Source organism: Actinoplanes sp. KI2 (assembly GCF_025630775.1).
GTDB lineage: Bacteria > Actinomycetota > Actinomycetes > Mycobacteriales > Micromonosporaceae > Actinoplanes.
In genome coordinates this window covers 94168-106470 of the sequence record NZ_JAOSZE010000025.1, presented here as the reverse complement: position 1 = coordinate 106470, position 12303 = coordinate 94168, and the positions used below count along the sequence as shown (strand labels likewise).

The 12303-nt window shown below is 71.4% G+C and carries 11 protein-coding genes and 1 tRNA gene; 6 read left to right on the top strand and 6 right to left on the bottom strand.

Annotated features, from left to right (window positions below):
- Nucleotides 1-15: 15 nt before the first annotated feature.
- Entirely contained in the window at nucleotides 16-1428 is a 1413-nt protein-coding gene (gene cysS, locus ODJ79_RS26130; protein WP_263026214.1) for a cysteine--tRNA ligase, read from the top strand.
- Nucleotides 1428-2546, top strand: coding sequence for a 23S rRNA (guanosine(2251)-2'-O)-methyltransferase RlmB (gene rlmB, locus ODJ79_RS26125; protein WP_263026213.1), 1119 nt, complete (start codon nucleotides 1428-1430; stop codon nucleotides 2544-2546). The genes cysS and rlmB overlap by 1 nt, the downstream gene beginning before the upstream one ends.
- Nucleotides 2547-2688: 142 nt before the next feature.
- Here rlmB and ODJ79_RS26120 read toward each other — a convergent pair whose 3' ends face one another.
- From ODJ79_RS26120 to ODJ79_RS26110, 3 genes are all read right to left on the bottom strand, one after another.
- On the bottom strand, nucleotides 2689-3867 hold the full coding sequence (locus tag ODJ79_RS26120; protein ID WP_263026212.1) for a low temperature requirement protein A: 1179 nt from the start codon (nucleotides 3865-3867) through the stop codon (nucleotides 2689-2691).
- Nucleotides 3860-4330 (bottom strand): GNAT family N-acetyltransferase, encoded by a 471-nt coding sequence (locus ODJ79_RS26115; protein ID WP_263026211.1) that lies wholly within the window; start codon nucleotides 4328-4330, stop codon nucleotides 3860-3862. The genes ODJ79_RS26120 and ODJ79_RS26115 overlap by 8 nt, the downstream gene beginning before the upstream one ends.
- A gap of 124 nt (nucleotides 4331-4454) precedes the next feature.
- Nucleotides 4455-4880, bottom strand: coding sequence for a nuclear transport factor 2 family protein (locus tag ODJ79_RS26110; RefSeq protein ID WP_263026210.1), 426 nt, complete (start codon nucleotides 4878-4880; stop codon nucleotides 4455-4457).
- Nucleotides 4881-4930: 50 nt separating this feature from the next.
- On the opposite strand from ODJ79_RS26110, the gene ODJ79_RS26105 reads away from it, so the two are divergent.
- Both ODJ79_RS26105 and ODJ79_RS26100 read left to right on the top strand, forming a co-directional pair.
- Nucleotides 4931-5467 (top strand): TetR/AcrR family transcriptional regulator, encoded by a 537-nt coding sequence (locus ODJ79_RS26105; protein WP_263026209.1) that lies wholly within the window; start codon nucleotides 4931-4933, stop codon nucleotides 5465-5467.
- Between the two features lie 49 nt (nucleotides 5468-5516).
- A complete protein-coding gene (locus ODJ79_RS26100; protein WP_263026208.1) occupies nucleotides 5517-7346 on the top strand; it encodes a PQQ-binding-like beta-propeller repeat protein in 1830 nt (609 codons plus the stop codon).
- A gap of 72 nt (nucleotides 7347-7418) precedes the next feature.
- Here the strand turns inward: ODJ79_RS26100 and ODJ79_RS26095 are convergent, their stop codons facing one another.
- A complete protein-coding gene (locus ODJ79_RS26095; RefSeq protein WP_263026207.1) occupies nucleotides 7419-8504 on the bottom strand; it encodes an ABC transporter ATP-binding protein in 1086 nt (361 codons plus the stop codon).
- A 137-nt stretch (nucleotides 8505-8641) separates the two neighbouring features.
- Here ODJ79_RS26095 and ODJ79_RS26090 point away from each other — a divergent pair.
- Nucleotides 8642-8715, top strand: a tRNA-Thr gene (locus tag ODJ79_RS26090).
- Between the two features lie 53 nt (nucleotides 8716-8768).
- On the opposite strand, the gene ODJ79_RS26085 is transcribed toward ODJ79_RS26090, so the two are convergent.
- On the bottom strand, nucleotides 8769-9188 hold the full coding sequence (locus tag ODJ79_RS26085) for a hypothetical protein (RefSeq protein ID WP_263026206.1): 420 nt from the start codon (nucleotides 9186-9188) through the stop codon (nucleotides 8769-8771).
- 110 nt (nucleotides 9189-9298) lie between these two features.
- Between ODJ79_RS26085 and ODJ79_RS26080 the strand changes: the two genes are divergently transcribed.
- A complete protein-coding gene (locus tag ODJ79_RS26080; protein WP_317620702.1) occupies nucleotides 9299-11089 on the top strand; it encodes a potassium channel family protein in 1791 nt (596 codons plus the stop codon).
- Here the strand turns inward: ODJ79_RS26080 and ODJ79_RS26075 are convergent.
- Nucleotides 11069-12289, bottom strand: a complete 1221-nt coding sequence (locus ODJ79_RS26075) for a DUF4032 domain-containing protein (protein WP_263026205.1) — start codon at nucleotides 12287-12289, stop codon at nucleotides 11069-11071. The genes ODJ79_RS26080 and ODJ79_RS26075 overlap by 21 nt on opposite strands.
- Nucleotides 12290-12303 lie beyond the last annotated feature (14 nt).

The window sequence follows — 12303 nt, the reverse complement described above, 5'->3', positions numbered from 1 at the left end:
CGCTACCCTCGTACGGTGACGCTGCGCTTGTACGACACCTCGACCCGATCCGTCCGGGACTTCGTCCCGAAGACGCCCGGTCAGGTCGGGATCTACCTGTGTGGTCTGACCGTGCAGTCCCCGCCGCACATCGGTCACCTGCGGTCCGCGGTGAACTACGACGTGCTGCGGCGCTGGCTGCTGCACACCAACCACGACGTCACATTCGTCCGTAACATCACCGACATCGACGACAAGATCCTGGACAAGGCGTCCGCGTCCGGCCGCCCCTTCTGGGCCATCGCGTATGCGAACAAGCTCATCCTCGACGCCGACTACCGCGACCTCAACGTGCTGCCGGCGACCTACGAGCCGCTGGCCACCGGGCACATCCCGGAGATGCACGAGCTGATCGGCGAGCTGATCTCGGGCGATCACGCCTACGTGGCCGCGGGCGGCAACGGCGATGTCTACTTCGATGTGCCGTCATATCCGAAATATGGCGCGCTTTCCGGCCAAAACCCCGATGACATGCGCCCGCCGACCGACGGCGGCGAGCCCGACAAGCGGGACTATCGCGACTTCGCGCTGTGGAAGGGCGTCAAGGCCGACGAGCCGGCCGACGCGTCCTGGCCGTCGCCGTGGGGCCGCGGCCGTCCCGGGTGGCACATCGAGTGCTCGGCGATGGCCCGGCGTTACCTCGGCGACGAGTTCGACATCCACGGCGGCGGCCTCGACCTGACCTTCCCGCACCACGAGAACGAGATCGCCCAGTCCCGCGCGGCCGGGCTCGGCTTCGCCCGCTACTGGGTGCATCACGCGCTGCTCAACCTCGGCGAGGCCAAGATGAGCAAGTCGCTGGGCAACGTGATCGACGTGGCGGCCGTGCAGGCGATGGGCATCCGGCCGGTCGAGCTACGGTATTACCTCGGCACCCCGCACTACCGCTCGCGGATCGACTACTCGGACGAGGCGCTGCGCGAGGCGGCCGTGGCGTACCGGCGGATCGAGGGTTTCGTGCAGCGGGCGGCCGAGGTGGTCGGCCCCGGCCGGCCCAAGGACGTGCCGCCCTCGTTCACCGCGGCGATGAGCGACGACCTCAACACGTCGGCCGCGCTCGCCGTCGTGCACGACACGATCCGCGAGGGCAACACCGCGCTGGCGGCCGGCGACGAGGCCGGCATCCGGGGCGCGCTCACCGCGGTGCGGGCGATGCTGGGCGTGCTCGGGCTCGACCCGCTCGACCCGGCCTGGAACGCCGGCGAGGCCAAGAGCGACCTCAAGCCGGTAGTCGACGCGCTGGTTAAACTCGCTCTCGAACAGCGCACTCAGGCGCGCACACGCAAGGACTGGGCGGCTGCCGACTCGGTTCGTGATCAGTTGAAGAACGCGGGAATTCAGGTGGAGGACACTCCGGCCGGTCCGCGCTGGACGGTAGGAGAGCACTGATGCCGGGTAACTCCCGCAACGCGAGCAAACGGGTCGTGTCCAAGAAGGGTGCGGCCCAGGGCTCCGGCGGCAAGAACAGGGGCGGCCTCAAGGGCCGGGGCAAGACCCTGCCCGCCGACGAGCGCCCCTGGCACAAGGGCTACTCGGGCACCGAGAAACTGCCCGAGAAAACGGCCCGCAAGCAGGACAAGGAGCGCCGGGCCGCGGCCGCCGAGGGCCGCGCGCCCAAGGTCGGCGTGCCCGGCAGCAAGGACACCACCTGGGGTCGCAGCGGGCGCAACACCGGCCGGCCGATGCCCCAGCGTGGCGGCAAGCTCCCCGCACGGGGCGGGCCGCGGGTCGCGCCGGGCCGCCGGTCCAACCCCACCAAGGAGGGCCCCGAGCTGCTGCTCGGCCGTAACCCGGTGGTCGAGGCGCTGCGCGCCGCGGTGCCGGCGACGGCGCTCTACGTGGCCCAGGGCATCGACATCGACGAACGGGTCACCGAGATCGTCCGCTCGGCCGGCGACCGGGGCATTCCGATTCTCGAGATCGGCCGGCACGAGCTCGACCGGATGACCGGCGGCGTGCTGCACCAGGGCATCGGCCTGCAGGTGCCGCCGTTCGCGTACGAGAACTTCGACGACCTGGTCGCCGCGGCGCTCGAGCAGACCGCGCCGCTGCTGGTCGCGCTGGACGGGATCACCGATCCGCGCAACGTGGGCGCGGTGATCCGGTCGGTGGCCGCGTTCGGCGGGCACGGCGTCTTCCTGACCGAGCGGCGCGCCGCGGGCATCACCGCGACGGCGTGGCGCACGAGCGCCGGCGCGGCCGCCCGGGTCCCGGTCTCCCAGGTGGTCAACCTGACCCGGGCGATCAAGTCGGCGCAGAAGGCGGGCTTCACCGCGATCGGCCTCGACGCGGACGGCGAGACGGATCTCTACCAGCTCGAGGCCGCGATCGGCCCGCTCCTGGTGGTCGTCGGCTCCGAGGGCCGCGGCCTCTCCCGCCTCGTCGGCGAGACGTGTGACCTGCGGGTGAGCATCCCGATGGCGTCCGACGTGGAGTCGCTGAACGCGAGCGTGGCGGCGGCGGTGACGTTGGCCGAGGTGGCTCGCCGCCGGCTCTACGACCTGTAAAAACACCGATACGGTACGACGTTCGCCGAGTCCCCGGCGGACACGGGCCGCCGGGTGGGTGGTTGCGCCCTCACCCGGCCGCCGGGCAGTGCGTCGTTGGTCGCGCTTTTCAGCGCACGCGATCGGGGCTTGGTCGCGCCCTTCAGCGCACGCGATCGGGGACTCGGCGGCCGACCGACACGTTGATCGCCACCAGCCCGGCCAGCAGCGCCGCGAGCAGCTCCATCGTCACCGGGGTCAGCGGGGTGAGCAGGGCCAGCGCCGCGGCGAGCGGGAAGGCGGCCTTCATCGGCCCGCTCTGGTGCGGCCGGATGTGCAGCAGCCAGACGAAGAACAGGTAGACCGCCACCGGCACGGCGATCGCATACCCGGCCAGCACCGCGGAGATCTCGGCGTGCTCGGTGAGCTGGTCGACCGCCACGCCCAGGCCCGCGCCGACCGCGGCCGCCGAGGCGAAGACGAAGTAGTGGCCGTAGCCCCACATCATCGAGGTGCGCAGCGAGGACAGCAGGTTGTGCGCCGAGCGGTCGAAATACAGCCACCACAGCGCGAACACCACCACCAGCCCGGCCACGGCCAGCCGGATCAGCGCGCCGGTGTGCGCGCCGTCCTCGTCCAGCCCGCCGCGGAAGGCGATCGTGGCGGCCGCCACCGACTCGCCGAGCACGATCAGCGTGAACAGGCCGTACCGCTCGGCGATGTGGTGCGGGTGGTAGCTGGTCGGGCCGCCGGGCGCGCGCTCGGCCCAGATCGGCACCACCAGCTCGAGCACCACCAGCAGATGGAAGATCGGCAGGAACGACCAGGACTCCGGTATGGCCAGCCGGAGCAGCCAGAGCGCCTGGACCGCGGACACGCCGATCGCGTAGCGCAGGGCGGTGGACCGGCGCTGCGGGTCCGACTTCGCGGCGCGCAGCCACTGGGTGACCAGCGCGAGCCGCATGATCACGTACCCGATGGTGATCACCCGGAAGTCGTTGTGCTCGAACGCCTGCTGGACCCCCGCGGCCAGCACCAGCGCGCCGGAGATCTGCACGAACGTGGTGATCCGGTAGACGTCGTCGTCGGTGTCGTAGGCCGAGGCGAACCAGGTGAAGTTCATCCACGCCCACCAGATGGCGAAGAACACCATCAGGTAGCCGGTGAGGCCGTGCCGCACCTGGTGCACGGCGATGCTGTGGTGCAGCGGCGCGGCGGCCTGCGACACAGCCACCACGAAGCACAGGTCGAAGAAGAGCTCGAGCGGCGTGGACACCCGGAACTGTTCGTCGGAGGAGCGGCCCACCATCGGCGCCAGGAACCGGCGCCTCGGCTCAGACATCGGCAGTGTCCTCACCCAAGCCTGGACTATCAGTCGGCGGAGCTAGGCCGTCGATCAGATCCCAGCTCAGCAGCGTGAACGGCGCCTCCTCGGCGGCGCCGGACCGGCGGTAGGTGGCCAGCGCGGCGTCGTTGTCCACCTCGGTGCCGACCCACATGCCGTAGCAGCCGCTGCGCCGGGCGATCACCGCCAGCTCGCCGACCAGCCGCGCGCCGATGCCCTGCAGGCGGGCGGCCGGCAGGACGCCGAGCTCGTAGATGAACATCTCGGTGCCCTTGTCCGGGTGGGTCATCTCGACCCCGGAGATCATGCCGACCGCCCGGCCGCCGTCGTCGTACGCGAAAAGCAGATGATGCCCCGGCTGCGCGAGGAATCGCTCGGTGGCCGCCGGGATCGGCGGCGCATCAAAGAGCTCGGCCGCGGCGAGCACCGCGTCGCAGCTCAAGATCCGTTCGATGCGCATGCCGAGCACTCTAGGTGCCGATGGTCACGGGCCGGTCATGCTGTGCCTTCCTTTGGCATGCCCTTCTGGCCCTCGCCTGCAGCCGGGGTGCGCAACTTGCGGTAGTGCCGCTCGGTGCAGGCGGTCATGCCCCCATCGACTGAGCTATCGCGAGCGTGTCCTGATACTCCCGCCAGTGCACCACCTTGCCGTCCCGCACCCGCAGCACGGCGATGAGATCGGTCGAGCCGCGCTCGCCGGTGGCCGTCCGGACGCCGCCCAGCCGGTACTCCACCACGATCACCTCGGGGTCGGCCGTCTCGTGCACCGTGTCGATGGCGCACTCGTCGATCCGGATCGGCATGGCGGCCCGAGCCGGCCCGGCCATCGCCAGGAACGCGGCCTTGCCTTCGATCCGGCGCGGCCGGCCGAGCGCCGCGAACGGCCACTCGATCACCACGTCGTCGGCGAGGTGGTCTCCGCTCACCTCGCCGGCCAGTGCCTCCGGCCGCATCGCCCGCTCGAACACCTCGCGCGGCGTCATGTCGTGCCCCTCTCTAAGATGAGTCATGACTCAGGTAAAATATGAGTCGCGACTCATCTTGTCAACCGGGAGTGCTCATGTCGCCACGCGCCGACGCGATCCGCAACCGGGCGAAGATCCTCGAGGTCGCCGCCCGGGTCTTCGCCGAGCAGGGCGCGGCCGCCTCGACCGAGCAGGTCGCCGCCGAGGCCGGGGTGGCGATCGGCACGATCTTCCGGCACTTCCCGACCAAGGCCGACCTGCTCGCCGCGATCATGAAGGACACGCTGGCCCGGCTGGCGGAGCGGATGGCCGCGCCCGAGGCCACGCTGTTCGGGGTCTTCACCGCGCTGGTCGCCGAGGCGGCCGCCAAGCGCTCGGTGGTCGACCTGCTGCCCGGGCTCGAGGTGACCGAATCGGTCGCGCAGTTCCGGGCGGTGGTGGCCGGGCTGCTCACCCGCGCGCAGGCGGCCGGCGAGGTGCGCGCCGAGATCGGGCCCGACGAGGTGATGGCGCTGCTCGTCGCCGTCTGCCAGGGCGCGTTGCGCGGCGGGTGGCCGCCCGCCCTCCAGCGCCGCACGCTGTCCATCGTCTTCGACGGGTTGCGCGCCGCGCCTGACGCCGGGCTGTCGTAGGCGGGTCGTAGCATGACGGGGCCGAGGTGGTGGCTGAAGGGACAGCAGCGTGACCGACATCGACGGCTCCGGCAGTGCGGCGTCCGGCGGGGCGGCACCTGTTCCGGCGGTGGGCACGCCGGCGGAAAACGCCGACGAGCGGCTGAGTTCGGCGCCGGTCGACCCATGGGCGACCGGGGAGGCCGCCGCGCTCGCGGCCGGGCACATCGCGCCGGCGAGCCCGGCCCATGGCCCCGTCGCCGGGCCGGTGTCGGGGCAGCCCGCCGCGGCGGGCTATCCCCTGCGGACCGAGGACCAAGGGATTGCGGCCGGTTCCGGGCCGGTCGGCAGCCCTGGCTATCCGGTGCAGCCGGGCAGTCCTGGCTATCCCGTGCAGCCGGGCAGTCCGGGCTATCCGGTGCAGCCCGGGAGTCCTGGCTATCCGGTGCAGCCGGGCAGTCCCGGCTATCCGGTGCAGCCCGGCGGTCTTGGCCACCCGGGACAACCCGGCGGCTGGGCGCGGGGGGCGACCACCCACGAAGCGGCCCGGAAAGGCCGGGGACCGGGCAAACGCTCGTACCTCTGGATTGTTGCGACGGCCGTGACCATCGCGCTCGCCGGCGGGGTCACCTGGTATTTCTGGCCGGGCGATCGGGCGCTGGACTACCAGCCGCTCAGCGAGCCTCGGCGGATCACGCCGATCGTGCCGGTCAGCTCGGACTGGTCGGATGCGGAGATTCTCGGCGGGCGGGCCTACTTCGCCAGCTCCGACTCGAAGAGCGGGAACGTTGGCGTGGTCGCGATCGGTGTCGGCGACACCAAGCCGGTCTGGACCAGCATGAAGGCCGGCCAGGCCGAACGGTGGAAGACGATGATCGCGCTGCCCGAGGGGGTGGCGCTGATCAGCGACCCGCAGGGGGTCGACTCGACTCGGCGGCTCGCGGTGCTCGGCGCCAAGGACGGCGCGCTGCTCTGGGACCGGACGCTCAACAGCGGGGACGACGTGCTGTTCGCCGGCGAGACCGCGGTGGTCGCGGACCGGAAGGGAAAGCGGCTGGTCGGAGTGCGGCTCCGCGACGGCGCCGAGCGGTGGTCGCGGGCCGATCCGACGAGCGCGTACGGTGACACGAACGTGGTCGCGGTGACCACGCCGAAGGATCTGGACGGGCCGGCCACGGTGTTCGGGCGGCCGTTCGAGCCGGACTTCGCCGACGACCCGCGGATCGTGCAGATCGGGGCGGACAAGTCGGCACGGGTGATCGACGCGAACTCCGGCAAGATCCTTACCGAGCGGCAGAACGTCGCCGAGTCGAACGACGAGGTGGTCGCGCACAACGGGCGGCTGATCGTGCTGGAGTCCGGCGACCAGCAGATCGTCTCGTACGACCTGAAGAAGTTCGGCGAGCCCAAGGTGCTGTACACGGTCCAGACGCCGGACACCAAGATGAGCGACGTCACCGCGTGCGGCGACGACCGGGTCTGCTTCGACGAGGAGGTCGGCTACGACGGGAAGTCGGCCACCGTGGTCGCGCTCGACGTGGCCGAGGGCAAGCAGCTGTGGCGCTACCGGCTGTCCGACGTCCAGAAGATCGTGCCGGTCGGCGAGGCGCTGCTGGTCACGACCACGGCGCCGAACACGACGCTGCTCGACGCCAAGGGCGGGAAGGTCTGGACGCATACCGGCGAGGCGGCCCGGCTCGACGGCGGGAACCTGCTGGAGTTCTCGAAGCCGCTCAGCCGCTCGCCGGAGGAGACCGCGCTGTACGGCCGGCACCTCGGCGACGAGGCGGTGCCGCTCGGCTCGTTCGACGACGTGCGTGCCGACACCTGCTCGTGGGACAGGGCGATGCTGGCCTGCGTCGGCGACACGGACTTCGAGCTGCTGCGGTTCGCCAAATAGCGAACGGGCGGCCCAAATAGCGAACGGGCGGCCCTCCGCGAGGAGGACCGCCCGGTCAGAGCGTGACTGGCGTCAGATACGCTGGCCGCTCTCGGCGTTGAACACGTGGATGCCGTTGGTCTGCGGCTTCACGTACACGGTGTCGCCCATCGTCGGCATGTGCCGGCGGTCGGTGCGGACCACGAAGCGCTCGGCGCCGCCGTCGAGGTCGGCGTGGCCGTAGACGTTCGCGTCCGAGCCGAGGTCCTCGACCAGGTCCACGACGATCGGCAGCGCGCCCTCGGCCTCGGACACCAGGTCGGCCGCCTCCGGGCGGAAGCCGACCGTGACCTTGCCGCCGCCGCTCTGCGCCGCCGCGACCTGCTCGCGGGTCAGCGGGATGGTCGTGGCGGCGAACTTCGCGCCCGACTCGGTCAGCGGGACGGTCTTGATGTTCATGGCCGGGGAGCCCATGAAGCCGGCGACGAAGACGTTGCCGGGGGTGTCGTACAGCGCCCGCGGAGTGTCGACCTGCTGGAGCACGCCGTCCAGCATGACCGCGACCCGGTGGCCCATGGTCATGGCCTCGACCTGGTCGTGGGTGACGTAGACCGTGGTGACGCCCAGCTTGGCCTGGAGCGTGGCGATCTGCGAGCGGGTCTGGACGCGGAGCTTGGCGTCGAGGTTCGACAGCGGCTCATCCATGAGGAACACCTGCGGCTCGCGCACGATCGCGCGGCCCATCGCGACACGCTGGCGCTGGCCACCGGAGAGCGCCTTGGGCTTGCGGGACAGGTACTCGTCGAGCTGCAGGAGGGCCGCCGCCTCCTTGACCCGCCGGTCGATCTCGGCCTTCGAGGTCTTGCGGAGCTTCAGGGCGAACGCCATGTTCTCGTACACCGACATGTGCGGGTAGAGGGCGTAGTTCTGGAAGACCATCGCGATGTCGCGGGACTTGGGCGGCAGGTTGGTGACGTCCTTGCCCTCGATCAGGATGCGGCCCTTGTCGACGTCCTCGAGGCCGGCGAGCATGCGCAGGCTGGTGGACTTGCCGCAACCGGAGGGGCCGACCAGAACCAGGAACTCGCCGTCGCCGATCTCGAGGTTGAGCTCGTTGACGGCGGGCCGCTCAGACCCGGGGTAGATCCGGGAGGCGTGGTCATAAGTGACGGTGGCCATGGTGAAACCAACTTCCTTTCCACCGGCAGGAACGTGCCGGACGATCCGAGTGGGAGGAACAGCGCTGTAAACGTAAAGCCTTTTGCGCCACGTGCCAAGACGGGCCCCGACCAATGGGACGTTATGCTGACGACCTCGCCTCCTTAGCTCAGTTGGCTAGAGCACCCGTCTTGTAAACGGGAGGTCGTCGGTTCGAGCCCGACAGGAGGCTCATTTGCGACGTTTGCCCGGTTTGTGGCTTTTTGGGCGGAAACGCCGAATGTCCTATCTGTACTGCGGGTCGACGCCGGCGACCGGGCGGCCGTTCGGCGAGAACTCGCGAGGTGGCGCCGCGTTCCGGGCGATCGGCTCCGCGGGCAGGCGCGGGTCGTCGAGGGTGACCGCCGGCTCCGGTTCGCCGATGGCCGGGACGACCGTCATCCCGCCGGCCGGCAGGCCGGACACGTCCGGCACGCCGGGGTCCCGCGGCAGCGTGTTCGACAGCGGCAGGCCGGCCAGCCCGCCCAGCGGCGGCAGCCGGCGGTCGAAGAGCTCCGCCGGGCTCGACGAGGCCCCGTCGGGCAGCAGGCCGCCGGCCGGGGGGCGGTGCCGCGGATTCTCCACAGTGCGCCCGTCGGCCTGTGCGGGGACGGCGGCCCCGACCAGGAGGGCGGCGACCGCACCGGCGTACCACGACTTCCGCACTGGCTCCTCCTGAAAATGGGCTGCAACAACTACGCGAACTCGGGCGAATAGCGTCGGAGGGGGCAACGAGCGGCCCCGTGAGCGGGTTCCGGCTGGCTACGATCGCGAGCGTGGCTACGGAACCGGCGAAAGACGTTCCGCGCCGGTCCCTGGTGTCCCGGCTGCGCGATCGCAACGGCGACGACCGGCCGCACTTCCTGGTCTGCGGCGCCGACCCGCTGGTCTACACGCTCGCCGAGGAGCTGATGAGCTCCGGCCGCAGCCTGCGCCTCACCGTGATCGTGCCGCGCGACCTGCGGGCCGACGTCCCGGATTTCCACGATCTCCGGAGCCGGGGCGTACGGGTGATCGCCGCCGACCGCCTCGACGAGCGCACCTTCCGTGCCGCCGGTCTGGCCGGGGCGGCGGCGCTGGCCCTGGTCATGCCGGACGACATGATCAATCTGCATGCGGCGCTCTGTGCCCGCGCGGTCGAGGGCGACCTGCGCCTGGTGATCCGGATGTTCACCACCGGCCTCGCCCAGGGGGTGCGCCGGCTGTTCACCGACTGCGCCGTGCTTTCCGACGCCGGCATGGCCGCGCCCGCCTTCGTGGCCGCGGCCCTCGGCGGCGTTGCACCCACCCATTTCCGCTACGCCGGCCGCACGCTCTACGTGGCCCACCGCGCCGAGGTGGCCGACGCCCACGTGGTGCTGACCCTGGCCGCACCGGCCGACGCCGGCCAGGTCGCGGTGCTGCCCGGCGAGCCCGAGCCCGACGACCGGCTCCCGACCGACCTGGTGCTGGCCGAGGCGGTCGGCCGGGTGGCCGAGCCGGCCGCGACCGCCCGGCGCCTGGTCCGCTCCGGCCGGCGGCGCCGCCCGTGGCTGTCGGTGCGCCGGGCGATGCGCGTCGGGATATCCCGCAAGCTGGCGATCGCCGTGGCCGTCGCGGTGGCGATCACGGTGGCCGCCGGCGCGGTGCTGACCAGCTATACCCACGTGGACGGCGTCTGGGAGTCGGTCTACACCACCCTGCTGACCGTGGTCGGCTCGTCCGATGTGGAGCCCCACCGCGACCCGGTCGCGCAGGTCGCGCAGGTCGTGCTCACCATCGCCGGGGTCGCGTTGTTGCCGCTGGTCACCGCCGCGATCGTCGACGGCCTGGTGAAGACCCGTCTGGCCCGCGACCGCGGCGAGGTGCTCGGCCTGCACGCCGACCACGTGGTGCTGGTCGGCCTCGGCAACGTCGGCACCCGGGTGCTGCGCCAGCTGAACGACCTCGGTCTCGACGTGGTGGCGATCGACCGGGCGCCGGACGCGCGGGGCGCCCGGGTCGCCGAGGAGCTGGGCGTGCCGCTGATCGTCGGCGACGCGTCGCGGGACGAGATCCTGCGCGCCGCCTCGATCGACACCTGCCGGTCGTTGCTGGTGCTCTCCACCGACGACGCGGTCAACCTGCAGGCCGCGCTGCACGCCCGCGCGGCCCGGCCGGACGTCCGGGTGGTGCTGCGGCTGTTCGACGACGACTTCGCGCGCCGGGTCGAGCACGCCTTCAACATCAACATCTCGCGCAGCGTCTCCCGGCTCTGCGCGCCGGTGTTCGCGGCCTCGATGCTCGACCGGGAGGTGCTGGCCACGATCCCGGTCGACCGGCACGCGGTGCTGGTCGCGACCGTGCAGGTGCTGCCCGGCTCCGCATTGGACGGTGCGCCGCTGAGCAGCGCCGAAAAGGCGGGGAGGGCCCGGGTGATCAGCATGCGCGCGGCCGGCCAGGACTGGGTGGACTGGACGCCCGATCCGCGCCGGATCCTGGTGGCCGGCGACGAGGTGGTGGTGGTCGCCCGCCGGGGCGGCCTACGCGTACTCCTGGAGCAGGCCACGCCGTTGATCGAGGGTCAGCTAGACACCGCCGGCCAGTGAGCCGACCTCGACGCCGAGCACGGCCTGCTCGTCCGGCTTCTTGGCGAGCACGTCGGTGAGGTAGGACTGCACGGCCGGCGCCATCCCCACGTCCCGCCCGGCCTTCTCGGACAGCAGCCACTTGTGCTGGATGATCTGCGTGAAGATCTCCTGCGGCTCGAGCTTGCGCCGCATACCGGCCGGCACGGCCCGGACCACCGGCTCGAACACCTCGGTGAGCCAGCGGTGGGCGGCCTGCGCCTCGTCGGTGAGATCGCTTTCCGCCCGGTAGGTGTCCAGGTCGTTCAGCAGTTGCCGGGCCTGGTTCTCCTCGGCGTCCAGGCCGGTCAGGCGCAGCAGGCGGCGGGTGTGGTAGCCGGCGTCGACCACCTTCGGGCGTACCCGGTACCCGCCGTCCACGGTGGACAGCGCCACCTCGGCGACGTCGAAGCCGAGCTCGTTGAGCCGGCGGATGCGCCGCTCGATCCGGTGCCGCGCGTCGCTCTGCGCGACCTCCTGCTCGTACGTGACCTCGTGCCACAGCCGCTCGTAGCGGGCCACGATGTCGTCGACCACCGCCTCCGGGTCGATCGACTCGTGCAGCAACTCGGCGGCCTGCAGGTCGAGGCACTCGCCGAAGATGTTGAGCCGGAGGATCTCGATGTCCTCGCTGCGCTGCCCCTCGGACAGCTTCGGGTAGAGGTTGCCGGTCTCGGCGTCCACCAGGTACGCCGCGAACGCGCCCGCGTCCCGCCGGAACAGCGTGTTGGACAGCGAGCAGTCGCCCCAGGAGAAGCCGGTCAGGTGCATCCGGACGATCAGGGCGACCAGCGCGTCGAGCAGCCGGTTGAGCGTCTCCGGCCGGAGCACGTGCGAGAACAGCGCCCGGTACGGCAGCGAGAACTGGAGATGCCGGGTGATCAGCACGGTTTCCAGCGGCTCGCCGTCGGCGTCCACCCGGTCGGTGACGGTCGCCACCGCCTCGACCGCCGGGAAGTCGATCCGCTCGAGCGCGCGAAGCAGGTCGTATTCCTTTTCCGCGATCCGCTCGCGGGTCTCCTTCAGGGCGTAGACCGTCTCGTTGAGCTTGACGAACCGGACGATGTGCCGGGAGATGCCCTGCGGCAGAGCCACCAGGCGGTCGGCGGGCCACTCCTCGAGCGGGACGCCCCACGGCAGATCCAGCAACGCCGGGTCGATGAGGGCGGACGTGATGCGCACCGGACCAGTGTGCC